Source organism: Hymenobacter sedentarius (assembly GCF_001507645.1).
GTDB lineage: Bacteria > Bacteroidota > Bacteroidia > Cytophagales > Hymenobacteraceae > Hymenobacter > Hymenobacter sedentarius.
Window position 1 is genome coordinate 4,150,719 of sequence record NZ_CP013909.1, and the last position, 25,173, is coordinate 4,175,891.

A 25,173-nucleotide genomic window follows, 5' to 3' on the forward strand; every position below is an offset into this window, starting at 1 on the left:
TGACAATGGGTTGCTCTTAGTCACTCCAGTTTCCCTTGCTGCCTCATTAGAGTCAGGCGTTCTTTGAGCGCTCAATTCAACCTTCTAACGCAACCAATGCCCACCGGTACCCTGCTCATCATCGACGACGAAGCGCGCTTGCGCCAGCTGCTGGCCCAGGTACTGGAGCTGGAAGGCTACACTGTGCTGCAAGCACCCGACGCCCACCGCGGTCTGGAGCTGCTGCAGCAACACGCCGACGACGTGCTCCTGGTGATATCCGACGTGAAGCTGCCCGACGGCCACGGCGTGGACCTGCTGCCCCGCTACAAAGCCGCCGCCCCCGATGCCGAAGTGGTGCTGCTCACCGCCTTCGGCACCATCCCCGATGGCGTGAAGGCCATGAAGCTCGGCGCGTTCGACTACCTCACCAAGGGCGATTTTGAGCAGCAGCTGGTGGTGGTGGTGGACCGCGCCGCCGAAAAAGCCCGCCTCCGCAAGCGCGTGGCCGAGCTGGAGCGCCGCGTGGGCCAGCAGTACCGCTTCGAGTCCATGATAGGCGACTCCGCGGAGCTGAAGCGGGTGCAGAAACTGGCCCAGCAAGTAGCGCCCACCGACTCTACGGTGCTGCTGGAAGGGCCCACCGGCAGCGGCAAGGAGCTCTTTGCCCAGGCCATTCACCAGGCCAGCGGGCGCAAGGGCAAGGCCTTCGTGGCCGTCAACTGCAGCGCCTTCCCCAAGGATTTACTCGAATCGGAGCTGTTTGGCTACAAGAAAGGTGCCTTCACCGGCGCTCTCACCGACAAGAAAGGCCTGCTGGAAGAAGCCAACGGCGGCACCCTGTTTCTGGACGAAATCGGCGAGCTGGAGCTCAACGTGCAGGCCAAGTTCCTGCGGGTGCTCGAGATGCAGCAGTTCACCAAGCTCGGCGACACCAAGCCCACCAAGGTGAACGTGCGCTTGGTGGCCGCCACCAACCGCAACCTCAAGCAGGAAGCCGACGAAGGCCGCTTCCGCCCCGATTTGTACTACCGCCTCTCGGTGTTCGTCATCAACGTGCCGCCCCTCAAAGACCGGCCCGCCGACGTGCCGCCCCTGGCCCACCACTTCCTGCAATACTTCGCCGCCAAGCTCAGCAAGCGCCTCCCCGGCCTCGAGCCCGAGTGCCTGGCGCTGCTGCAGCGCTACCCCTGGCCCGGCAATGTGCGCGAGCTGAAAAACGTGCTGGAGCGCGCCGCCATCCTCTCCCCCGCCGGCGAGCCCCTGGCCGCCGACTTCCTGCCCGACGAATTCCACGCCCTGGGCCGCCCCGTGAAGCCCGGCGCCAATGCCGCCGACGAAAGCCTGCGCGCCATGGAAGCCCGCCACATAGCCAAGCTGATGAGCGAGCTGGAAGGCAATAAGCCCGACGTAGCCAAACGCCTGGGAATTGGGCTGACCACGCTCTACCGCAAGCTGCAGGAGTACGGGCTGGAGGCGTAGTCAACTTCCCTGAACGTCATGCTGAGCGCAGCCGAAGCATCTCGCGTGTGGTAGTAAATCAATCGTTAGTTGCGCTGACCTTCGGTTCAACGATGCGAGCGAGATGCTTCGGCTGCGCTCAGCATGACGGCCTTTTTAAGCACTGACACCGGACAACGAGCAACTGATAACTGCTCACTGTTAATTGTTAACTGAAACCATGTCCCTCAAACTTAAAATCCGCCTCAGCGTCTTCCTGCTGCTGCTGTTGCTGCTGGGGCTGGGCGGGTATGCCTTCTTCACCATCAGCTACCTGGAGCACGGCGCCCACGGCATTGAGCAGGCCGATTTCAACGCGGCGCGGCTGGCGGTGCTGGCCTTTCTGGCGGCCGGCACGGTGGTGGGCATCACCATGATGGTGCGACTGCCGCGCATGGTGGTGCGCCCCCTGCACCGCCTGGCCGTGGACATGGAGCGGGTGGCCGGCCCCGGCCCCGCCACCCGCGTGGCCGTGGGCCGGCACGACGAAGTAGGCAGCGTGGCCGCCGCCGTCAACCGCGTGCTGAGCCAGGCCCAGGACCAGCGCCGCGCCACCCTAGCCGAACTCTTCACCGAGCGCAACCGCATGGACAGCCTGGTACGCAGCCTGGACGAAGGCCTGCTGCTGCTCGACGAGCAAAACACCATCGTGCTGGCCAACCCCGTGGCCTGCGACCTGCTGGGCCTCGCCCCCACCGACCTGCTCGGAAAATCGGCCGATGCCGTGGCGGCCACTAATGGCTTGCTGCGCGAGATGCTGGTGCCCCTGGCCGAAGCCAACCTGGCCGGCGACGCCGTGCCCGACCCCGTGTTCACCTTTCCGCACAAAGGCGAGGCGCCCCACTACCAGCTCAGCATCAGCCCAATTTCGGCCTTCGACCGCACGAATGCCAAGACCGGCGGGCACATCTTCTGCCTCCGCAACGTGTCCGACTTCAAGAAGCTCGACGAAGTAAAGTCGGGCTTCCTGGCCACCATTTCGCACGAGCTCAAAACGCCCCTGGCCAGCATCAAGCTCAGCCTGATGCTGCTGCAGCACGAGCGCACCGACGCCGCCGAACGCCAGCGCCTGGCCACGGGCATCGGCGAAGAAACCCAGCGCCTGCTCAACATGGTGGGCCAGCTCATCGACGTGGCCCGCCTCGATGCCGGCGCCGGCATCAAACTCAACGCCCAGCCCATGAAGCTGGCCGAGGTCATCTGCTTCGCCACCCAAACCGTGCGCCCGCAGCTCAACGACAAGCAGCTGCAGCTCGACGTACACGTATCCGACGCCCTGCCCGACGTGCACGGCGACGTGGAAAAAACCACCTGGGTGCTCATCAACCTGCTTTCCAACGCCATCCGGTACTCGCCGGTGGCCGCGCCGCTCACCATCCGGGTGGTGCAGTGGGGCGAAATGGTGCGCGTGAGCGTGGAAGACCGCGGCCCGGGCATCCCCGCCGCCTACCACAAGCGCATCTTCGAACGGTTTGCAGGCGTGCCGGGCCAAACCGCGCAGAAGGCCGGCAGCTCGGGCCTGGGGCTCAGCATCTCCCGGGAGTTTATTGGCGCGCAGGGCGGCCAGCTGTGGGTAGAAAGCCAGCCAGAAATAGGCAGCCGCTTTCTATTCACCTTGCCTATAGCGGGATAGGTAAGTTGTTTTTAAATAAACGGGGCCGCTCAGGCGAATAAAAAGTAACGGTCATGCTGATACAGAAGAACAGTCATGCTGAGCGCAGCCGAAGCATCTCTACCTCAGTGCTAACTCAATCGCCTTTCCATTAATCGCCTGTCATGCAGAGCGCAGCGAAGCATCTTCTCACGTTCGAACGAGTCGTTCCGCGGCGATAAGATGCTTCGCTGCGCTCTGCATGACAACGAAGCGAGAGGCTGCGTTGACCGTAACAGGCGGTTTAATTTCAAAAAGCCATACTTTCCGGTTGTTTACAGGCTTTGCGCGTAAACCCGACTACCGCTGGTGCTTTCCCTCAGCAAATCAGCGCATTCCCCGAGATATTACCATAAGTCAATACCATGTCGAAATTCACCGTCGAGCGTTTATCCTTTACCTCCCTTACTGAGCTGCCCAACTCCTGGCAGAACGCGGATTACAAAGAGCTTCTGAAGAAGATGAACTATGATAATCCGGATGAAATAAAGGAAGCCGAATTAAAAGACATGTGCCTCATGTCCTTCACCGATATGGAGCCGCGCGAAGCCGCCGAAATCGTGTTGGGCTATTTATTTCCAGAGGAATTAAATGCCGGCCAAATTGAGAACCTGGGCCACCAGATGCTCACCGAAAAACTCTGGGAAGAAAACCCCGAATTAGCGCTGCACAAAGGCTTTTACAAAGCCACTGAATTGCTGCACACGGCCTACAACGGCACTTTTCCGCGCACCCAGGCCGTGCAGTTCCAGGTAAAATGCACGGCTGAAAACCCTGAGGACCTGGCTATGCTCACGGATTCGCCGGCGGCTCCGCTCATGCGGCTCCTGGCGCCGGGCCTGTCCGATAAAGCCTTAATTAATCGGCTGTTCTCGACGCAATTGGAAGGACCGAAATTTGAGGAAGCCGAGTCCATGCTTTGGGAATTAAAGACGGTAAAAACCGAAGCCAATTCGGTGACATTTGACGTGGTGAGCTCCGCCTACTGGCTCGAGGATTTCAAATACGCCGACACCTACGAGGCCACCACGCACGCCGATGCCGTGAGCGAAGAAGCGGAATAACCCTTGCTAATAGCTGGGCGCAAGCCATCTCAAAACAGAACGGCCCCGTGGTGTTTAGCACCGCGGGGCCGTTCTGCTGGCGGCCAATCCCAAATGACTACAAAATAAATTGCTATAAAATGTTAGATATGTTCATTACGCCCATACCTTAGCCCAATAATGGCAAACGCCCTACTATTTGAAATTACCCTTACCTAACCGCTTCTTGCTGATGCTTGCTTACGCGTTTTCCGCTCTTGCCCGGAGGGGATGGTTTACCCCTGTGCTGGCAGGGGGACTGCTGGCCACCATTGGGTTGCCGGCTGCGGCCCTGGCGGCCCCGGCACCTGTGCCGTACTTCTCGGAACCGGCCATCTCACCCAACCGCACCGAGCTAGCCTTTGTGTCGGGCGGCGACATTTGGACCAGTCCCGTGTCCGGCGGCGAGGCCCGCCTGCTGGTGGCCCACCTCGCCACCGAAAGCCGCCCGCTGTACTCCCCCGATGGCCGCTCCCTGGCCTTCGTCTCGACCCGCACCGGCAACGGCGACGTGTACGTGCTGGCCCTGGAAACCGGCGAGCTGCGCCGCGTCACCTTCGACGATGCCCCGGACCAGCTCGACAGCTGGTCGGCCGATGGGAAATGGCTGTACTTTTCCTCGACCAGCCGCGACATCGCGGGCATGAACGACATCTACCGGGTGCCGGCCACCGGGGGCACGCCCACCGCCGTGAGCGCCGACCGCTACGCCAACGAATTCTTTGCCGCGCCCAGCCCCGACGGCAAAACCCTGGCCTTCAGCGCCCGGGGCATTGCCAGCAACCAGTGGTGGCGCCACGGCCACAGCCACCTCGACGAATCGGAAATCACCCTGCGCCGCGTGGGGGCCAACGGCGTACCCACCTACGAGGCCATTACGGCCGCGGGCAGCAAGGCCCTGTGGCCCATGTGGGGACAGGGCGGGCAGCGCCTATTCTACGTTTCGGACCAAAATGGCCAGGAAAACATCTGGGTGCTGGGCCTGAACGGCGACAAGGCGCCGGCCCGCGCCGTGACCTCATTTAAGGACGGGCGCGTGCTCTGGCCCAGCATTTCCTACGACGGCAAGCTGATTGCCTTCGAGCGCAACTTCAAGCTCTGGACCCTGGACACCGACAATGGGCAGGTGCGCGAAATAGCGGTGCAGCGGCGCGGCGCCCCCGCCGGCCCGGCCACGGAGCGGCTGCGCTTCACCGACCGCCTGCAGGAGCTAGCGCTGTCGCCCGATGGCACCAAAATGGCCTTTGTGGTGCACGGCGAAGTGTTCGCAGCATCGGCGGCCGATGGCGGCGAAGCCACCCGCATTTCGCAAACGCCCACTGCTGAGTCCGACATTGCCTGGTCGCCGGACAGCCGCCGCTTGGTATACGTGTCGGAGCGCGACGGGCCTTCGCACGTCTACAGCTACGCCTTTGCCACTGGCCTGGAAACCCGCCTGACCAACAGCCCGCTCAACGATGCCGCGCCCACGTTTTCTCCTGATGGCAAGCAGCTGGCCTTTGAACGCGATGCCGCCGAACTGCGCGTGCTGGACGTAGCCCAACAGCAGGAAAAAGTACTGGCCAAGGGCGTTTTTGGCCGGGCGCCCATCCGGGCCCGGCGCAGCTTTGTGTGGTCGCCCGATGGGCGCTGGGTGGCCTTCACGCCCCGCGGCGCCCGCGGCTTTACCAACGTCAACGTGGTACCCGCGGCCAGCGGGACTGCGCGGGCGGTGAGCTTCGTGGCCAACACGAACACCAATTCGGTTTCGTGGAGCCCCGATGGCAAGTTTCTGCTTTTCGATACGGGCCAGCGCACCGAAGACGCCCAATTGGCCCGCATCGACTTGCTACCCCGCACCCCGCGATTCCGCGAAGACCAGTTCCGCGACTTGTTTAAGGAGCAGCCCGCGCCCAGCCCCACCACGCTCGATAAAAACACGGCCCCGCCCGTGAAGCCCGCCGCTACAGCGCGGCCCGCGGTGCTGCCCGGCGGCCCCACCGATTCGCTGGGCACCCGCTCAGCCCAAAACGGAAAATCTGCCCCGGCCGGCACCGCACCCGCCAAAGCCGGAAAGCCGCCCGTCAACATCGTGTTTGAAGACATTCGCCGCCGCTTGAGTCTGCTGCCAGTGGGCGTGAACGTGGGCCCGCACAGCATCAGCCCCGACGGCAAATGGCTACTGCTGACGGCATATTCGGCCAACCAATCGAACCTGTACGTGTACCCGCTCGACGAATTGAGCAAGGAGCCGGCCGTGGTGCGGCAGCTCACGTCTACCGTGGGGGCCAAGCGCGACGCGCAGTTCTCGCGCGACAGCAAGGAAATCTACTACCTCGACCAGGGCGTCATCAAGGTGGTGCCGGTGGAAGTGGGCAAGGGTGCGGCGCATAGCGTGGCCGTATCGGCCGAGATGGATGTAGACTTCGAAAAAGAAAAGGTGGCTGTGTTTGAGCAGTCGTGGAGCCTGCTGCGCGACTTTTTCAACGACCCCACTTATAATGGCGTGAACTGGGCAGCCCAGCACGATATCTACGCTCCGCTCATTGCCGGCGCCCGCACCGTGGACGAAGCCCGCCGCCTCATCAACCTGATGATTGGCGAGCTCAACGCCTCGCACTCCGGCCTGAACCCAGCCCTGGCCGCCGGCACGGTGGTGCCCGCGGCCACCGGCCGCCTGGGCCTGCGCTTCGACGCCCCCGAATACGAGCAAAACGGGCGCCTGCGCGTAAGCACCGTGCTGCCGCTAAGCGCCGCCGCGCTAGCCGGCATCCGGCCCGGCGACGTAGTCCGGGCGGTGGACGGCCAGGCCCTCACCCCTACCACCAACCTCGACGAGCTGCTGCAATACAAAGTGGGCCGCCGCGTGACGTTGCGCATTGCCAGCGGCCAGGCCAACCCAACGGCCGCGACCGGCAAACGGAAATCCAAAACCAAAACGGTGGCCACTCCTTCCGCGGCAGCCGAGCGCGACGTGGTGGTGCGCCCCCTGAGCCGCGACACCGAAAAAGGCCTCGACTACCAGCAGTGGGTGGAAGAACGGCGGGCCTACGTAGCCAAAGCCAGCGGCGGCCGCCTGGGCTACGTGCACATGTTCGACATGTCGGCCGGGGCGCTGTCCCAGCTGCACCTCGACCTCGACGCCGAGAACATGGGCCGCGAAGGCGTGGTGGTGGATGTGCGCAACAACAACGGCGGCTTCGTGAATGTGTACGCCATCGACGTGCTGGCCCGCCGCAGCTACCTCACCTTTGCCAACCGCAGCCAGCCCACTTTCCAGCCCATCCGCTCCTACCTGGGCCAGCGCTCCCTGGAGCTGCCCACGGTGCTCGTGACCAACCAGCACTCCCTCTCCGATGCCGAAGATTTTAGCGAGGGCTACCGGGCCGAAAAGCTGGGCAAAATAGTGGGCGAGCCCACCGGCGGCTGGATAATCTTTACCGCCAACGTCTCGCTGCTCGATGGCTCGAGCTTGCGCCTGCCGTTCGTCACCATTCGGTCGGCCCGCGATGGCAAGGTGATGGAGATGAACCCCCGCCCGGTAGACGTGGCCGTGACCCGGCCCATCGGCGAGAGCTACACTGGCCGCGACGTGCAGCTGGATACCGCTGTGCAGGAACTCCTCGGCCAACTCAAGAACCCTACCAGCGGCGCTAGCGGCGGGAAGTAGTGCGCCGGCCAGGCACCCTTTGCTGGCCCCGCCCATTATTTCGCTGACGCCGATATGTCTTTTTCTAAAGCCCTGAGCAGTCCAGCTCAGGGCTTTTGCTTAGGGGAACTTCGCCAACGGCTGAGATTATTTTAGGGGCTTTGGCGCAATTACGGCTACCTTCATTTGTTTTGGTGTTGCTGGTGCGCACTGGTATCTTGCCCTGCCGCTTCTTTCTATGAAATCATTCCCCGTCCGTCGGCTCCTGGCTTCGCTGCTGCTGCTGGGCGTGCTGGGGACGGGGGTGGCGGTGTGGCTGCTGGGCAGCGAATACGGGCGCAAGCGCATTGCCCAGGCCGTGCGGCGCGGGCTCACGCACAATTCGGAGCTGGTGCTGGCGCCCTTCGAAGTGGAGCTGTCGCCGTGGCGCGACTTTCCGCACCTGACGGCGTCCATTCACCACATCGCCCTGATTGACACTTCTTTTAAGCAGCGGGTGCCGGTGCTGCGCATTGCGCGAGCCGACCTGCGCCTGGAGCTGGCCAGCCTGCTGCGCGGCCGAACTCGGGTCACGCGGCTGGCGCTTACCGACGCGGACTTTCGGGAGCGAGTCGATTCATTGGGCCGGTCCTGGGGCCTGCGCGGCAAGCGCCGCAAGGGCACCGGCGCCCCGCCCACCCTCAACCTTGAGCTGGACGAGCTGCTGGTGAACAACTTTCGCTTTAGCTCGCACAATGGGTATTCGCGCAGTGCGTTTGGGGCCCAGGTGCAGCAGGCCCGGCTCACGGCGCGGCTGCAGCGCGGGGTGCTGCGCGTGGCTGGCACCCTGGATGGGCAGTTGAGCTACCTGCGCACCCGCGCCGGCACCCTCTTCGAGCGGGAGCCGGTGCATGCCCGGGTGCACTACAAGTACACGTTCCAAAACCGCCAGGGCCTGCTCTGGAACACCCGCGCCACCCTCCACGGCGACACCATCCGGGTGAGCGGCACCCACACCGTGGACCCAAGGCAGCCGGTGGGCACCATGCTCAAGCTGCGTTTTGTGGGCAACCAGCCCCTCACCGAAACGCTGCGCGCGGCCCTGCCCCCGCGTCTGGAGCCCTACCTGGCCGGCGCCACCAGCCCCAGCAAAGCCCACATTCACTACACCATCACGGGCCTGAGCGGGCCCACCGTGAGCCCGCGCAACGTGCTGACCTTTAGTTTGCGCGGCGCCAGTATGCAGTGGCCCGAGGCCAACCGCCACATCAGCCGCTGGGACCTGCAGGGCACCTACGACAACGGCCGGGCCCACAGCATCAAATCAACCCAACTCACCTTGCGGCGCTGCCACATCTACTCCGCCGCCGGCCGCCTCGACGTGGCCCTGACCCTGAACGATTTCAGCCGCCCCTACCTGAATGCCAACCTCCGGGGCAGTACCCAACTGCCCGAGCTGGCGGAGCTGGTAGCCCCCGGGCGGTGGCGCGCCCGCCAGGGCATAGCCGACCTCGACGTGCGGGTGCGCGGCCTGTTGCACTCCCCCGGCGGCTCCGCCCGCCCCAAAGAGCTGCCCAAAGGCCTCTCGCTGCGCGGTACCATGGCGCTGCGCAATGCCACCCTGGGCCTGCCGGGGCGCGAGGCCGACATATCGAAACTCAACGTGCTGGTGGGCCTGCAGGACAGCCTCTGGCGCCTCTCCAATGCCACGGGGATGCTGAGTGGCATGCGGTTTCAGGCCACGGCCCGCACCATCTACCTGTACGACTACTTCATTGGCGAGCACGCCACGGCTAGCATCAGCGGCAATTTTGCGGTGGATGAGCTGCGCATCGACCGGCTGCGGGCCCTGATGCGGCCCATGCCCCGCACCGCCGGGGCCGTGCCTTCGGCCGGCCGCCGGCACCGGCAGCGCCGGACACCCCGCGACAAGGCCCAGCTCGCCGCCACGCTGGGCAGCGAGCTGATTCCGCCAGGCCTGCTGCTGGATGTGGGCCTGCGCTGCCAGCGCCTGCTGCTGGCCAGCGACACCCTCAACGACCTGGCCGTGACCGTGCGGCACGACGGCCAGCGGGTGCAGCTGCGCAACCTGGCGGGCCAGGTGTGGGGCGGCGCCGTGCGCGGCAACGTGGAATGGCCCACCGACCCCCAAAACGAGGTGGCGCCCGTGCAATACCAGCTGGGCGTGCGTTTTGGCACCATCAACTACCGCCAGTTTATGGCCCACCTCACCCGCCCCCTACCCGATACGCCCCGGCCTGCCAAGGGCAAAGGCGCCGCCATGCCGGCCCTGCGCGACTTGCTGCTGACCGCCAATGGCCGGCTGAACGTCGACATCGACCACGTGCAGCTTCCCGCCGGCGAAATCCTGAGCCAGGTGCAGCTTCGCCTACAGAAAACCGGCCCCCTCCTCCAGGTGCCCTTTCTACGCTTTACCACACCCGCGGGCGGCCAGGGAGAAGCCACCGGCACCGCCCAGGTAGCCAACATGCGCCTGCAGGCAGCCGATGCCGAGATAAAGCTGCGCTACGCGACCCTCGACGTGCAGCGCCTACTGGCTTGGATTGCCAGCATGACCACTCCCGTCGACACCGTGCCCACGGCCCGCACCATAGCCCGCGCCACGCGCCGGGCCCTGCGGCTACAGTCGCCCAAGAGCACCTCCATGGTGTCGAGCGGCGTGCTGAGCGCGGTGCTGCGCGTGGAGGCCAATGAGGTGCGTTACGCCGCCATCAAGGGCACCCGGTTCCGGCTGGTATCGCACCTGCTGGAGGGCGAGGCCCGGCTCGACGATTGTTCGCTGGACGCGCTGCAGGGCCACATCAGCCTGCGCGGCCTCATGCTGAGCACCGGTGACCGCGAGCACCACCCTGCCCAGGCGCAGCTGCGGCTGGAAGATGTGCAGCTGCCTGCCCTGTTCAGTACTGCCACGGCCATGGGCCTCAACGTGCTGGGCGGCGACAATATCCGCGGGAGCCTGCGCGGCTTGGTAGACCTGCGCACCGACCTCGGCAGCACCTTCCTGCCCAGCCTGCCGCAAACGGTGGGCTACGTGAAAGCCGATTTCCGAGACCTGGAGCTGCTGAATGTGGAGGCCCTGATGGAGGCACTTAAATTCATGAAGTCCGAGCGAACCAGTCACCTGTATTTTGAGCCGGTGAGCAGCGAGTTTATCCTGGCCAATGGGCAGCTGCTCATCCCCGGCCTGCGCCTGAACAGCAACCTTAGCAGCCTGCAGGTAAGCGGCCGCTACGGCCTGGATGGCCGCAGCAACCTCTTCGTCGGCCTCAAGCCCTTGCAGGCCCTGTTTGGCAACAACGACAAGCGCATCGAGCGCATCGAGCGCATCCAGGACGGCGAACCCAAGCGCAATGCCGACCGCAAGCTCACCTACATCAACCTGCGGCGCACCGAACCCAAGGAGAAGTACAAGGTTCGCCTGTTTCAGAAGGAAGAGCAGCGCCGCGAGGAAGCCAGCCTCCGCCAGCAGTACCGCGACTTCCTGCTCACCCAGCGCCTGGATACCACCGTGCGCCTGCTGCGCTGATGTGAGTGTGTATAGTTTCCGTCATGCAGAACGCCGCGAAGCACCTCCCGTGGAACCTCACCCCCGGCCCCTCTCCAAAAGAGAGGGGTGCCACGGCACAAGACTCAGGTCAATTTTAAGTTAAAAGGCGCGGCTCAATTGAGCCGCGCCTTTCACTTTTTAACGTGAGGCTCCCCTCTCATTTGGAGAGGGGCCTGGGGTGAGGTTCCACGCGAGGGGAAGCTTCGCAACAGTCTACCAGCATCATATTCCTACCAAAACTTCTATCCTAACATCCTGCCGTTCTTTGCGGGCTGCCAACCCTCACCTCTTCTGCTTATACCCTTCCCTGCATGCTTCGCACCGTTATCACCACCACTTTACTGGCCGCTGGCATAGCCGCTTCAGCTCAGGCCCAAGCCCCTACCCGCGCCCAGGATTCGGCCTTCGTGCGGCAGAACTACACCAAGCTCGACCGCCAGATTGTGATGCGCGACGGCGTGAAGCTATACACGGTGATTTATGTGCCCAAGGATGCTTCGGCCGGCACTCCCTACCCGTTTTTGATGACGCGCACGCCCTACTCGGCCGGGCCGTATGGGGAGCAGAAGTACCGCTTGCGCGGCCCCGGGCCCAGCCGGGAATTATCGCAGGAAAAGTACATTTTCGTGTACCAGGACGTGCGCGGGCGCTACCTGAGCCAGGGCCAGTTTGAGGAAATGACACCGGCGCTGAAGGGCATTAAAGCGGCAGTAGTGCAAGGCCCCGCCACCCCGCACGACGAAAGCACCGACACCTTCGACACCATCGAATGGCTGCTGAAGAACGTGCCTGGCAACAACGGCCGCGTGGGCATGGTGGGCATTTCCTACCCCGGATTCTACGCCACGGCGGCCCTGCCCAACGCCCACCCGGCCCTGAAATCGGTGTCGCCGCAGGCCCCGGTCACGGATGAGTTTATGGGCGACGATGCCCGCCACAAAGGCGCGTTTTTCCTGCTCGACAACTTCGACTTCACCAACTCCTTCGACGTGCCGCGCCCCAAGCCGGTGGCCCAATACGAGGAGCTGTTCAAGTTTGAGCCCAAAGACGCGTACAAGTTTTACCTCAAATTGGGGCCCATCAAAAACGCCAACAGCAGCAAGTACTTTAACAACCGCGCCCGCATCTGGAACGAGTACCTGCAGCACGAAACCTACGACGCTTACTGGCAGGCCCGCAACATCCGCACGGCCCTCACCGGCGTGAAGCCCGCGGTGCTGGTGGTGGGCGGCTGGTTTGATGCCGAGGACCTGTTCGGCGCGCTCAACACCTACAAGGCCATCGAAAAGCAGAATCCCGGCGCCACCAACCGCCTCGTGATGGGCCCCTGGACTCACGGCGCCTGGGCTCGGCCCGACTGGAGCACCTTCGGCCCGCTGAGCTTCGGCAGCAACGTCTCCCAGACCTTCCGCGAAACGCTGGAAACGCCGTTTTTCAACTTCTACCTCAAGGACAAAGGCAGCTTCAACCCGGCCGAAGCCACGGTCTTCAACACCGGCACCAACGAGTGGAAAACCTACGCCGCCTGGCCCCCGGCGGCTACCAAAACGCGCACGCTCTACTTCCAGGAAGCCGGCCGCCTCGGGTTTACGGCGCCTCCTGCGGCCTCTAAACCAGCTCAATATGTCAGCGACCCGGCCAACCCCGTGCCTTACACCGAGGGCGTGCACGCCGAGCGTAAAAACGAGTACATGATTGAAGACCAGCGCTTCGCCGCCAAGCGCCCCGACGTGCTCACCTTCCAAACCGAGCCCCTGACCGAGGACCTCACCCTTGCTGGCCCGCTCACCGCCGACCTGTTTGTGAGCACTTCCGGCACCGATGCCGACTTTATTGTGAAGGTCATCGACGTGCTGCCCGCCAATGCCACCGGTTTTGCGCCCGGCAAAAAACCCACGGCCGGCTACCAGCGCCTGGTGCGCGCCGAGGTAATGCGCGGCCGCTTCCGCAACAGCTTCACCCAGCCCGAGGCGTTCAAGCCCAACCAGCCCACCGAAGTAAAATATGAGCTGCCCGACGTGCTCCACACCTTCCGGAAAGGCCACCGCCTCATGGTGCAGGTGCAAAGCACTTGGTTTCCGCTGGTAGACCGCAACCCACAGAAATTTGTGCCCATTGCCAAGGCCGAGGCCAAGGATTTCCAGAAAGCCACCATCCGGCTCTACCACGATGCCAAGCAGGCTTCGGCGGTCCGGGTGCAGGTGGTAGCACCCTAGCTTCACGCCCCGGAGCGGGGTTGGGCTAAAACATGCCGCCTGCTTCCTCCGTTATGGGCTCTCCCTTTTCCAGCCCAATGCCTAGCTCCAAACCCACCGTTCTCATTACCGGCGCCACCGGCCAGATTGGCGGCGACACGCTCCGCCGCCTCCGCGCCGACGACACCATAACCTTGGTAGCAGCCGTGCGCTCCCCGGCCCAGGCAGCGGCCTTCGAGGCGCAGGGCGTTCGCAGCGTGCTGCTCGATTTTGACCGCGAAGAAACCCTGGCGCCCGCTTTGGCCGGCATCGACCGCGCCTTGCTCGTAACCGGCTACACCGTGGATATGCTGCGCCAGAGCAAGGCTTTTCTCGACCAGGCCCACCTGGCCGGCGTGCGCCATGTGGTGCACCTGGGTGCCTGCGGCCCCGACGACACCACCGTGGCCCACTGGGCCTGGCACCAACTGGTGGAGCGCTACATCGAGTGGCGCGGCTTCTCCTTCACCCACCTGCGGCCCGAAACCTTCATGCAAAACCTGCTCAGCTACGGCGGTACCCAGGTGGTGCAGGCGGGCCTCATCCGGCAGTTTGTGGGCGATGCCCGCCTGAGCTGGGTCGATGCCGAAGACGTGGCCCTGGCCGCTGCGCAGGCCCTGCTGCACCCCGAGCGCCACGCCGGCTACACCTACCGGCTGGGCTACGACGCCAAATCCTACCACGAAATCGCGGCCGTCATGGCCGAGGTGCTGGGCAAGCCCTTCCGCTACGAGCCCGTAGCGCCGGAGGTATTTCTGGAAAACATGCGCGCCGCCGGCGCCGAAATGGCCTACATGCACTGCGTGTACGACCACTACAAGCGCTACGCCGCCCACACCCTGCCGGGTGCCGACGACGTGTTCGACAACTTTCCCGGCATTGCCGGGCAGGAGCCGGTGCGGTGGCGGCAGTTCATCGAAAAGCACCGCGCCGCCTTCGACTATTAAAAGCAGTTTCGGAGTCGGTGTACAGTAGCGCGGACTTTTAGTCCGCGAGCCAGTTGGCGCTACGGCCTCGCGGACTAAAAGTCCGCGCTACTGCCATACACTCACTCAGAAACCGCTCTAGCACTGGCCGCCCGAACCAGACCATGCTAGACTAAGGCCTGCATAAACTCGTCGGTAAAATCCGGCGCAAAGTGCAGCACATTGGGGAGGTGGGCAAATTCGGTTTCCTCGTGCGTGGTGGTGAGCACCACAGCGTTCATGCCGGCGTTGTGCGCGGCTTCGGCGCCTTTGGGCACGTCTTCGAACACGATGCAGCCAACCGGCGCCACGCCCAGCTGCGCGGCGGCTTTGAGGAAGGTTTCGGGGTTGGGCTTGCTCAGGACCACGTCATCGGCGCTGACAATGGTTTGGAAGTAGTGCCGGATGTTCAGGTTATCGAGCACGAAGTCGATGTTGAACGGGATAGCAGCTGAGCCGATGGCCATGGGTATGCCCCGTTGGTGGGCCGCTTCCAGAAACGCGGGCAGGCCCGGCAGCAGCTGCAGGTGCGGCAGAAACTCCTGCTGGTAGCGCCGCTCCTTTTCGAGGGAGAGTCGGTCCATTTCGGCCGCGCTAAACCGGTCGGGGCCAAACATGCGCACCAGTACCTCCTGGTTTTTGCCGTACATCTGCGGCTTCACTTCATCCCAGGTAAACTGGCCGCCCAGGTCGTAATTGAACAGGTATTGCCAGGCGCGGGTGTGGTATTCCATGTCGTGAATCATGGTACCGTTGAGGTCGAAAACAAAGGCTTTCATAGAAACATTGAGCTAAGCGAAACCGGGGCAATCCGGGCAGTTGCGTAGGGCAAAGCTCGCGCTTTTCCGTGGCGGTAGGCTCAAGTCGGGCGCAGGGCCAGCTCAATTTCTGCTCCTTCCTTTAGCTTTCGACATGAAACCAAGAATCGAGCAACTGGCCGAAAAGAAATTAATTGGCAAGCGCATGACCATGTCATTGGCGCAGAATAAAACGCGCGAGCTGTGGCAAAGCTTCATGCCCCGGCGCCGGGAAATTCTTAATCCACTGGGCCCCGAGTTCTACTCTATGCAACTTTATGGCCCGGGGTATTTCCAGGATTTTAGCCCAATTACCGAATTTGAGAAATGGGCTACGGTGGCGGTAACGGACTTTGACAACGTGCCGCAGGGCATGGAAACCATCACGCTGCCCGGCGGCCTCTATGCCGTATTCCTACACCGCGCCGACGACAGCACCCCCGACCAAACGTTTCGGTACATCTTCGAAACCTGGCTGCCTGCCTCGGGCTACTTGCTAGACGACCGGCCCCACTTCGAACTGCTGGGAGAAAAGTATAAGAACAACGCCCCCGAATCAGAAGAGGAAATCTGGATACCTATTAAGGCCAGGACTTAGCCTTTAGCAGGGAAATAGGCTGAAATCGCCTGTCATGTCGCGCCTCTTGTCATGCAGAGCGCAGCGAAGCATCTTATCACTCCTCAACGGGTCGTGCAAGGGTGACAAGATGCTTCGCTGCGCTCTGCATGACGGACGATTGGATTGCAACTGGGGTAAAGATGCTACGCTCTGCATGACAAGAGGCGCGGCAGGACGTACCGTTCTGGCCCAACCACCCTTTACAAATACACCCGGAACGTGGTACCCTCCCCTACTTCGCTCTCCACCTCCACATGGCCGCCGTTGCTCTGCACGATGCGGTTGACGAGGTAGAGGCCCACGCCGGTACCTTCGGTGTGGTCGTGGAAGCGACGGAAGAGGTGAAACAGCTCGCCGCGGTGCCGCTGCACGTCGAAGCCCAGGCCGTTGTCTTCCACCATGAGCACGGGCCGGTCCTCCTGCACCCACATGGAGAGGTGCACGCGGCAGCGCCGGGCGGGGTCGGCGTATTTCAGCGAGTTGCTGAGCAGGTTGAGCACGATGGTGCGCAGGTTGGCGCGGGCGTAGGACAGCGTGGGCCGGGCCGAGAAGTCGGTGGTGATGCGCGCCCGGGCCGCCTGCACCTGGGGCTGCAGGGTTTGGAGCACCTCCTGGGTCAACTCGTCCATGAGCACGGTTTCGGCGGCCAGCTCCGGGAGTCGCTGCACCTGCCCCACCACGGCCAGGTCGTCGATGGTGGTGCCCAGCTGGCGCAGGGCATCTTCCACCATGGGTTCGAGCAGGTCCTTTTCCTCGGGGTCCTGGAACACGGTGGACCGCCGCAACTCCTCGAACAGGCCCGCCAGGTTGTTGACGGGCTGCTTGAGGTCGTGGCTGGCCGCGTACACGAAGTTGTCCAGGTCCTGGTTGGTGCGGGTCAGCTGCAGGTTGGCCTGGGCCAGCTCTTGGTTGCGGGCGCTCACGGCCAGGTGGGCGGCGGTCATTTCCTCGTTGGCGCGGGCCAACAGCTGGCGGGCCGCCACTTGCTCGCTTACGTCGGTGGCCACGGCAGCTATGCCCGTAATCTGGCCGTTGCTGTCGCGCAGGGGCTGGTACACGAAGTTCGCGTATACGGTTTCGAGCCGGCCGTGGCGCGGCAGTTCCACGGCTTGCCCTTGGGCCACATACGCCTGCCCCGTGGTCAGCACGTCTTGCAGCAGCAGGTCAAAGCCTTGGCCGCGCAGCTCGAACATGCCGTCCATCAGCGGCTTGCCGAGTACTTCTTCCAGCGTGTGGCCCCATATGGCGCACATGCCGGGGTTGGCCAGCTCCACCACCAGTTCGGGCCCGCGGAGCACCGCAATGGCCACCGGGGCTTGCTCAAACAGCGCCTGCAGCTGGGCGTCGCGCTGCTGCATTTCTTCCTGTAGCACGGCGGCCTGCTGGCGGGCCAGTACCTGCTCGGTCACGTCGAAGGCGAAAATGGACACGCCCACCACGGCGCCGCCGTCGTGGTACGCCTGGTAGGTGAACGTGAAGTAGACCTCGGGCAGCAGGTTGCCCGCGGTATCGCGCACCTGCAAAGGCAGTTCGGTGCCAAAAAACGCCTCGCCGGTGGTGTACACCTGGTCGAGTAGGCCCAGGAAGCCAAAGTCCACCGTCTCGGGCAAGGCCTCGGCCAGCGGCCGGCCCAGCAGCGGCCGGCCCGGAAACAGGGCCTGGTAGCCCGGGTTCACGTAATCGAACCGGTGCTCGGGGCCGCGCAGGATGGCCACGCTGGCCGGCGTTTGCTCAAACACCTGGTAAAGGGTTTCGCGCTGCTGCACCAGCTGCTTCGAGGCTTCGAGGGTGGCGGCTTGCAGGGCATCGGCGCGCCGGCGCGCCTGCACCTGCTCCGTTACCTCAAAGGCAAACACGAGCACGCCGTCGATGCGCCCGGTTTCGTCGTAGCGGGCCTGCTGGATGTAGTTAAAGTACCGGTCTTCCAGCACCCCGTCTTCGGGCCGGGCAATGGGAATGAGAATGCCGTTTTCCTCGTTGGTGAGGCCCGTTTCGAACACGCGCTGAAGGGTGCGGTGCACTTCGTGGCCCTCGATTTCGGGCAGGGCCGCCAGAATCGGCCGGCCCAGCAGCTGCCGGCCCGGAAACAGCGCCTGGTAGCCCGGGTTCACCAGCTCATACACCAGCTCGGGGCCGTCGAGAATGCAGATAGCGGCCGGCGCCTGCATAAAGAACCGCTCCAGCCGGGCGCGCTGGCGCTCGGCGTCGGTCTGGGCGCGCAGCAGGCGGGCGGTGCGGTCGGCCACCCGCACCTCCAGCTCCTGGTTCAGCTCGTTGAGCCGGAGTTGCGCCCGAAACAGGTCGTCGTTGCTGGACCGAATTTCCTCGTTGGCCGCCTGCAGCTCTTCGTTGGCGGCGGCCAGCTCTTCGTTTAGCTCGGCGCTTTGCCGCTCGGTGGTGGCCAGCTGCTGCCGGGCCTGCACCTGCGGCGTCACCTCAAAGGCAAACACAATAATGCCGTCGATGGCGCCGCTGGTGTCGTACCGGGCCTGGTAGCTGAAGTTGTAATACCGATTTTCCAGCTCCGAATTGCCCGCATTGGCGTGGTCGAGCTGGATGAGCATCTCGTTGGCCCGAAAGGTCTGGCCGGTCCGGTACACCTCGTCGAGCAGGCCAAAAATGGGCTGCCCCGCCAGTTCGGGCATGGCCTCGCGAACGGGCCGGCCCAGCAGCGGCCGGTTGCCCACCAGCTGCTGGTAGAGCGGGTTGGCCAGCTCAAACACGTGCTCGGGGCCCGCGAAGATGCAAATCATGGCCGGCGCCTGCATAAAGGTCTCGTGCAGGGCGGCGCGCTGGCGTTCGGCTTCGGCCAGGGCGGCGCGCTCGCGGGCCTGGCTTTCGCGCAGGGCCAACTCCACGGCCGTGCGGGTATGGTGGGCCGTGTCGCTGAAGCTTACCAGCAGCCCCCGCCCCACCCGCCGGGCCGACAGCCGGAAGTAGTTGTCGAGACCGTCGCCCTGGTAGTTGATGTCCATCCGCGTCGGCGCGTCGGATTCGAAGGCCTCGCGGTGAAAGGCAAAAACGCCGGTCGCGACGGTGTGTGGGTAGTACTCCAGGTACGTGCCGGCCGGCCGGGCCGGCTGCTGCAGCATGCGCTGGGCGGTGGGGTTAAAGTAATCGATGGTGAAATCGACGATTTCGCCGCTGGCCGCCCGCACGGGCGAGTAGAGCGCCACGCCCTGCAGCGAGGTATCCAGCAAGCCCTCCAGTAAGTCGCCAAGCGGAAAAGCGTCGCGGAGTTCGGCGGGGATAGACGCGGAGGCAGAATCGGGCATGCGGCGAAGGTAAACACAACCGGAATGTTGAGCTGATTCATACGCAGAACTGGCGGCTTCGATGGCGGGAACCTGCTGAAAGCAAGTCTGCTTCAATTTTAGCCCAGGCCCCCTTCCGGCGCTGCGTTCAGAGAGCGGCCCGCCCGGAACGCACACGCCCCCGCTGCGGGCCGCAACGGGGGCGTGGGTATCCAAGTTGAGCTTAAACCGACGGCTTACTTCAGCTCGTCGCCAATTACGGCGACGGCTTCGGCCAGGGCCGCGTCTTTGCGCAGGGGCTTGAGGAAACGGGCGGCCCGCTTGGAAGCCGTCGAGTCGGAGCCAGCTACGCTGGCATCGGCCGTCAGTTGGGCTACGTCCAGAGAAGGCAGGGCATTTTGCGCGGCCGTCTGCTGCTTGTTGGCGTCGCGCACCTGCTGCTGGGTGGCGCGGTAGGCGGCCAGGTTCAGCGAGAGGTTGGTTTGTTTGCGGCGGATGGTGGCGCGCTGGGTAGCATCGGTAATCAGGCGGAAGCCGGGGCTGGCCGCTACCCGGGCCGCACTGGCGGCGCGCAGCTTATCAATGGCCGGCACCGTGTTGCTGGGCTGGTAGGCGGCGGGCGAAATCTCATCCCACAGCAAGGGGTACTCTGACTCCTGCTCGCCCTTGGCAAACGAGGTGAGGGCATCGGGCAGGGTAATGTCCGGCACCACGCCTTTGAACTGTGTGGAGCCGCCATTCACCCGGTAAAACTTCTGGATGGTGAGCTTGAGCGAGCCTAGGGGCTTCAGGGCCTTGGCCTCGGGCGACACCGCGTTGTCGAGGTCAATAAGCTGCTGCACGGTGCCCTTGCCGTAGGTGGTGCTGCCCACGATGATGGCGCGGCGGTAGTCCTGCATAGCGGCGGCCAGAATCTCCGATGCCGAAGCGCTGTACTTGTTCACCATCACCACGAGCGGGCCGGCGTACTGCACCTGGGGGTCTTTGTCGTCGAGGGCGGTGGGGCGGCCGCGGCCGGCTTTCACCTGCACCATGGGGCCGCTGGGCACGAAAAGGCCACCCATTTCCACGGCGTCCTGCAGCGAGCCGCCGCCGTTGTAGCGCAGGTCGAGAATCACGCCGGCCACGTTTTCCTTGCTCAGCTTGGCCAGCTCCGTTTTCACGTCAGCGGCGCTGCTGCGGCCCCCTTTGCCGCCAAAGTCGGCATAGAAGCCCGGCAGGTGAATGTAGCCGTAGTTTTTGCCCCCCTGCTTGATGATGGCCGACTGCGCGTAGGTTTCCTCAATCACCACCACGTCGCGGATGATGGGGATGACCACGACGGCGCCGTCGGGCTTGCGCACCGTCAGGCGCACTTCGGTGCCCTTGGGGCCGCGAATCAGCTTCACGGCTTTCTCAAAGCGCATGCCTTCCACGCTCACGGGCTCGGCCGCGCCTTGGGCCACGCGCAGGATGATATCGCCCACCTTCAGCTCGCCCTGCCGGAACGAGGCCGACCCGGCCACAATGTCGGTTACCTTGAGGTGGCCTTCGTCTTCCTGCAGCTGCGCGCCGGTGCCTTCCAACCGGCCCGACATCGCAATGTCGAAGTTGTCGCGGGCAATGGGCGCAAAGTATTCGGTGTGCGGGTCGTAGGTGTTGGCAATGACGTTGGCAAACTCGGCCAGGTGGTCGTTGTCGTCGTTTTGCAGCTGGTCGGCGAAGTATTCGTCATAGTACTTCAGCACGCGCTTGCGGGCGGCGGCCTCTAGCTCGGCCGGCGTGCGCTGCCGCTCCGACGTTACGGCAGGTGAGGTGCCCGGCGTAGCGGCCGCCAGCGGCTTGTCTTTCTTGCGGGCTTCCTCGTCCATCAGCTCCGAGAGCTGGGCCAGGGTCTGGTACTTCAGCAGCTTGCGCCACTTTTCGCGCTGGACTGCGGCGGTGGGCGCGAAGGCTGCTTTATCGGGGCTGGTTTCCAGGCTTTCCTGCACCGTGAAGTCGAAGGGCTTGGCCAGAATCTGGCGGTACAGCGCCTGAATTTCCAGGGTGCGCTTGCTCAGCAGCTTGCTAGTCACGTCCAGAAACTCGTGGGTGCCGCCCTTCAGCTCGTCGTCAATCTTGGTTTGGTACTGCCGCAGCTGGGCCACTTCGGGAGCCAGAAGCAGCTGCTTGTTCACGTCTACCCGCTTGAGGTAAAGGTCGAACACGCGCTGCGAGAACTGGTCGTCGAGCTTTTCGGGCTGGTAGTGAAGCACGCCCAGGCCCTGCAGCATGGTGCCCAGCACCACCTGGTCGCGCGGCGGCGTGCCCTGGTAAACGGAATAAGAGGCCAGCCCAACCAAGGCCAGCGTCGACAACAATCCTACTTTCAAACGGGAAGCTTGCATGCGAAGAAGAATTTCAGAGCGAGAAAAACAGAGCACCGGCCTGGGGCCGCGCTACGTGAATGAGCTACTTTGAGGGCAAAAGGTGACAGCGACGGTGCTACAATCGCACCAAGTATGCCATTAAAGTCAAAACCCTACCAATAAGGTTGCGAAAAGTACCCATTCACAATCTTAAATCCACCACGTCTTATCGACAAGCAGTGCAATTCCGGCTTGGCAGGGTGGCACCACGCTAGAAGCATATTTAAATAAACAATAAATGAAAGGCAGAAATTCCTGAAGGAGGGTTGCGTTGGGCTGGAAGAAACGCGCCCCGTGGAACCTCACCCCCGGCCCCTCTCCAAAAGAGAGGGGTGCCACGGCACAAGAATCAGCTAAATTTTGAATAGAAAAGTCCCCGCTCACTTGAGCCAGGGCGTTTTCTGTTTGATTGAATAACGTCCGGCTTCCCTCTCTTTTGGAGAGGGGCCGGGGGTGAGGTTCCACGGCAGCACTCCTCTCCTAAAAACTCAACGTGAGCTGGCGGCCGGCGGCGTGCTGGCCGTTGCTCAGGTTGGAGAGCGATACCCCGAGCAGGCGCACGCCTTTGGGCAGCGGAAACAAGGACTCGACCAACTCTTTGCACAGCCGTTCGAGCGCTGCCTGGCTGGGAATGGAGCTCACCGTGCTGCGGCTGCGGGTTATCTGCTGGAAGTCGGCGTACTTCACCTTCAGTGTGATGGTACGGCCCAGGATGCCGGTGCGCTGGCAGTACTCCCACACTTCTTCGAGGGAAGGCCGCAGCCCATCCAGCAAGTCCGGAAACAGGGTCAGGTCCTGGGCAAAGGTGGTCTCGGAGCCCACCGACTTGCGCAGGCGGTCGGCCACCACGGGGCGGTGGTCCTGGGCGCGGGCAATGGCAAAGTAGTAGTGCCCGGCCTTGCCAAACTGCTGCTGCAGAAACTCAGCGGTCTGCTCCCGTAAATCGGCTCCGGTAAAGATGCCCAGCTGGTTCATCTTGGCCGCCGTGACCGGCCCCACGCCGTGGAACTGCCCTACGGCCAGGCCCTCCACAAACGCCAGCCCCTGCTCGGGCCGCACCACAAACTGGCCGTTGGGCTTGCGGTAGTCGGAAGCCAGCTTGGCCAGAAACTTATTGTAGGAGATGCCCGCCGAGGCCGTGAGCTGGGTTTCGGCCAGGATTTTGGCCCGGATTTCTCGCGCAATTTGAGTGGCCGAGGCCAGTTCCTTGAGGTTGTGGGTGACGTCGAGGTAGGCCTCGTCCAGCGACACCGGCTCAATAAGTGGCGTGTACTCGGCAAAAATGGCCCGAATCTGCCGCGACACGTCCTTGTACACGTCGAAGCGCGGCGAGACAAACACGAGCTCCGGGCACTTGCGCAGCGCCGTAGTCGACGGCATGGCCGACCGCACGCCGTATTCGCGGGCCTCGTAGCTGGCTGCCGCTACCACGCCCCGCTCCCGGGCGCCGCCCACCGCCACGGGCCGCCCGCGCAAGTCGGGGTTATCTCGCTGCTCCACAGAAGCATAAAATGCATCCATGTCCAAATGGATGATTTTGCGAATGAAATTCTCACTCACTATTCTTACTGTTTATTCTTCAAAGATAAATCGGCGGGGGCGGAGCGACGAATCTGCGTTTGCAGCAAATCAGGGTAGGTAGGGCTTCCTTCTCCACTGCAATCGATTGCGGTGATATATCTCATATACAGGATGTTAACGCAAAAATAATATTGACCATTTCCTTTACATCGGCGAAAAGTTTGTCTACCTTTACATAAATACCTTGTGGGGTGGCGGAACTGGCAGACGCGCTAGCCTATCTCGCTAGTAAAATTAGAGGTTCGAGTCCTCTCTCTACAGCAACAGTCCCGGTCGCATGCGCGCCGGGACTTTTTGCTTTTAAGCCACTTGGGTTTCTGCTCGCCCCCTTTCAGCAGCCCAACATTTCAACATTCGGCACCAGGGCAAACGGCTACCTTCTGAGCTGGCGCCCGGCGCCGTGGGCACTTACGTGTGGTAGGATACCGTGTATATAGCGGTTTGCCTACCTTGCTGCCTATGCCACAAAAACTCCTTCCTCTCCTGGTACTGTCGGCGCTGAGCGTGGGCAGCGCTGCGGCTCAAAAGACCAGCAAACCCACCCCTGGCGCGCCTTATTCGGCGGCCGGCAAAAAGGCCAAGGTCTACACCACGGCGGCCAATACCACCCAGCGCCTCGCGGCCGGCGACGCCCTCGCCTTTCAGCCCGCCGGGCAGCCCCTGGAAACCCAGGTGTGCGTATTTGTGGACCCCGGGCACACGTTTCAGACCATGCTCGGTATTGGCGGGGCGCTCACCGATGCCTCGGCCGAAACCTTCGCCAAACTGCCCAAGGCCCAGCAGCAGGAGTTGCTGCAGGCCTACTACAGCCCCACGGCCGGCATTGGCTACACGCTGGCGCGCACCAGCATCCACAGCTCGGACTTTTCGAGCGGGAGCTACACCTACGTGACCGACCAGGACGCGGCGCTGAAAACCTTTAGCGTGCAGCACGACGAGCAGTTTCGCATTCCGTTCATCAAGCAGGCCCTGGCGGCGGCCGGCGGAAAGCTCACCCTCTACGTGAGCCCCTGGAGCCCGCCGGGCTGGATGAAAACCAACGGCGAGATGCTGCACGGCGGCAAGCTGCTGCCCCAGTACCGCCAGGCCTGGGCCGACTACTACGTGAAGTTCATCCAGGCCTACGAGCAGCGGGGCATCCCGGTGTGGGGCCTCACGGTGCAGAACGAGCCCATGGCCACCCAAACCTGGGAGTCGTGCATTTTCACCGGCGAGGACGAGCGGGACTTTATCAAAAGCTACCTCGGCCCCACCCTGCAAAAGGGCGGCCTGGGCAACAAAAAGCTCATTGCCTGGGACCACAACCGCGACCTGCTCTACCAGCGCACCAGCACCGTGCTCGACGACCCGCAGGCCGCCAAGTACGTGTGGGGCATCGGCTACCACTGGTACGAAACCTGGACCGGCAGCGGCATGCTCTTCGACAACGTGAAGCGCGTGCACGAAACCTACCCCGACAAAAACCTGCTGTTCACCGAAGGCTGTCTCGAAAAGTTTGAGCTGGCCAAAATCGACCGCTGGGACCTGGGCGAGAAATACGGCCAGTCGATGATAGGCGACTTCAACGCCGGCACCGTGGGCTGGACCGACTGGAACGTGCTGCTCGACGAAACCGGCGGCCCCAACCACGTGGGCAACTTCTGCTACGCCCCCATCATCGCCGATACCAAAGCCGGCAAGCTCCTCTACACCAACGCCTACTACTACATCGGCCACTTTTCGAAGTTCATCCGGCCCGGCGCCAAGCGCATCGTGAGCTCCGCTAACCGCGACGTGCTGCAAACCACCGCCTTCCGCAACCCCGATGGCAGCGTAGCCGTGGTGGTAATAAATCAGACCGACAAGCCCCTGGATTTCCAGCTGTGGCTGGCGGGCCAAGGGGCCAAAACCACGTCGGCTGCGCACTCCATTATGACGCTGGTGGTAAATTGATTTTCTCTGGCTGCCGG

Annotated in this window: 13 protein-coding genes and 1 tRNA gene; 10 read left to right on the forward strand and 4 right to left on the reverse strand. The window is 63.2% G+C overall.

Going from position 1 to position 25,173, the window contains the following annotated elements; genetic code table 11:
- The first annotated feature begins 96 nt into the window (after positions 1-96).
- The 7 genes from AUC43_RS17070 (at position 97) to AUC43_RS17100 (ending at position 14,568) form a co-directional block, all read left to right on the forward strand.
- Positions 97-1,461 (forward strand): sigma-54-dependent transcriptional regulator, encoded by a 1,365-nt coding sequence (locus AUC43_RS17070; protein WP_068196437.1) that lies wholly within the window; start codon positions 97-99, stop codon positions 1,459-1,461.
- Positions 1,462-1,660: 199 nt separating this feature from the next.
- Positions 1,661-3,112: an ATP-binding protein gene (locus tag AUC43_RS17075; protein WP_068196440.1), complete on the forward strand. Its 1,452-nt coding sequence runs from the start codon at positions 1,661-1,663 to the stop codon at positions 3,110-3,112.
- 383 nt (positions 3,113-3,495) lie between these two features.
- Entirely contained in the window at positions 3,496-4,194 is a 699-nt protein-coding gene (locus AUC43_RS17080) for a hypothetical protein (RefSeq protein ID WP_068196443.1), read from the forward strand.
- Between the two features lie 262 nt (positions 4,195-4,456).
- Positions 4,457-7,861 carry a S41 family peptidase gene (locus tag AUC43_RS17085; RefSeq protein WP_233254040.1) on the forward strand — a complete coding sequence of 1,135 codons (3,405 nt, stop codon included), beginning with the start codon at positions 4,457-4,459 and terminating at the stop codon, positions 7,859-7,861.
- Between the two features lie 217 nt (positions 7,862-8,078).
- Positions 8,079-11,366, forward strand: a complete 3,288-nt coding sequence (locus AUC43_RS17090) for an AsmA-like C-terminal region-containing protein (protein ID WP_068196454.1) — start codon at positions 8,079-8,081, stop codon at positions 11,364-11,366.
- Positions 11,367-11,698: 332 nt separating this feature from the next.
- Positions 11,699-13,603: a CocE/NonD family hydrolase gene (locus AUC43_RS17095; protein WP_068196458.1), complete on the forward strand. Its 1,905-nt coding sequence runs from the start codon at positions 11,699-11,701 to the stop codon at positions 13,601-13,603.
- Positions 13,604-13,680: 77 nt separating this feature from the next.
- Positions 13,681-14,568 (forward strand): SDR family oxidoreductase, encoded by an 888-nt coding sequence (locus AUC43_RS17100; RefSeq protein WP_068196460.1) that lies wholly within the window; start codon positions 13,681-13,683, stop codon positions 14,566-14,568.
- A gap of 146 nt (positions 14,569-14,714) precedes the next feature.
- On the opposite strand, the gene AUC43_RS17105 is transcribed toward AUC43_RS17100, so the two are convergent.
- Positions 14,715-15,365 (reverse strand): HAD family hydrolase, encoded by a 651-nt coding sequence (locus AUC43_RS17105; protein WP_068196466.1) that lies wholly within the window; start codon positions 15,363-15,365, stop codon positions 14,715-14,717.
- Between the two features lie 133 nt (positions 15,366-15,498).
- Here AUC43_RS17105 and AUC43_RS17110 point away from each other — a divergent pair, with 133 nt between their 5' ends.
- Positions 15,499-15,981, forward strand: a complete 483-nt coding sequence (locus AUC43_RS17110) for a GyrI-like domain-containing protein (RefSeq protein ID WP_068196468.1) — start codon at positions 15,499-15,501, stop codon at positions 15,979-15,981.
- 221 nt (positions 15,982-16,202) lie between these two features.
- Here AUC43_RS17110 and AUC43_RS17115 read toward each other — a convergent pair whose 3' ends face one another.
- The 3 genes from AUC43_RS17115 to dinB form a co-directional block, all read right to left on the reverse strand.
- Positions 16,203-19,277, reverse strand: coding sequence for a PAS domain-containing protein (locus AUC43_RS17115; protein WP_068196470.1), 3,075 nt, complete (start codon positions 19,275-19,277; stop codon positions 16,203-16,205).
- 215 nt (positions 19,278-19,492) lie between these two features.
- Positions 19,493-21,622 (reverse strand): carboxy terminal-processing peptidase, encoded by a 2,130-nt coding sequence (locus AUC43_RS17120; RefSeq protein ID WP_068196472.1) that lies wholly within the window; start codon positions 21,620-21,622, stop codon positions 19,493-19,495.
- A 501-nt stretch (positions 21,623-22,123) separates the two neighbouring features.
- Complete coding sequence (dinB, locus tag AUC43_RS17125) at positions 22,124-23,203, reverse strand: DNA polymerase IV (protein WP_068196474.1); 1,080 nt, start codon at positions 23,201-23,203, stop codon at positions 22,124-22,126.
- A gap of 206 nt (positions 23,204-23,409) precedes the next feature.
- On the opposite strand from dinB, the gene AUC43_RS17130 reads away from it, so the two are divergent.
- Positions 23,410-23,485 (forward strand) — tRNA-Asp (locus AUC43_RS17130).
- A 198-nt stretch (positions 23,486-23,683) separates the two neighbouring features.
- On the forward strand, positions 23,684-25,156 hold the full coding sequence (locus tag AUC43_RS17135; protein ID WP_068196475.1) for a glycoside hydrolase family 30 protein: 1,473 nt from the start codon (positions 23,684-23,686) through the stop codon (positions 25,154-25,156).
- Positions 25,157-25,173 lie beyond the last annotated feature (17 nt).

Excerpts from the sequence above, each read along its gene's own strand:
- AUC43_RS17070 (WP_068196437.1), top strand. The coding sequence starts at position 97 with ATGCCCACCGGTACCCTGCTCATCATCGACGACGAAGCGCGCTTGCGC.
- AUC43_RS17075 (WP_068196440.1), top strand. The coding sequence starts at position 1,661 with ATGTCCCTCAAACTTAAAATCCGCCTCAGCGTCTTCCTGCTGCTGCTG.
- AUC43_RS17080 (WP_068196443.1), top strand. The coding sequence starts at position 3,496 with ATGTCGAAATTCACCGTCGAGCGTTTATCCTTTACCTCCCTTACTGAG.
- AUC43_RS17090 (WP_068196454.1), top strand. The coding sequence starts at position 8,079 with ATGAAATCATTCCCCGTCCGTCGGCTCCTGGCTTCGCTGCTGCTGCTG.
- AUC43_RS17095 (WP_068196458.1), top strand. The coding sequence starts at position 11,699 with ATGCTTCGCACCGTTATCACCACCACTTTACTGGCCGCTGGCATAGCC.
- AUC43_RS17100 (WP_068196460.1), top strand. The coding sequence starts at position 13,681 with ATGCCTAGCTCCAAACCCACCGTTCTCATTACCGGCGCCACCGGCCAG.
- AUC43_RS17105 (WP_068196466.1), bottom strand. The coding sequence starts at position 15,365 with ATGAAAGCCTTTGTTTTCGACCTCAACGGTACCATGATTCACGACATG.
- AUC43_RS17110 (WP_068196468.1), top strand. The coding sequence starts at position 15,499 with ATGAAACCAAGAATCGAGCAACTGGCCGAAAAGAAATTAATTGGCAAG.
- AUC43_RS17115 (WP_068196470.1), bottom strand. The coding sequence starts at position 19,277 with ATGCCCGATTCTGCCTCCGCGTCTATCCCCGCCGAACTCCGCGACGCT.
- AUC43_RS17120 (WP_068196472.1), bottom strand. The coding sequence starts at position 21,622 with ATGCAAGCTTCCCGTTTGAAAGTAGGATTGTTGTCGACGCTGGCCTTG.
- AUC43_RS17135 (WP_068196475.1), top strand. The coding sequence starts at position 23,684 with ATGCCACAAAAACTCCTTCCTCTCCTGGTACTGTCGGCGCTGAGCGTG.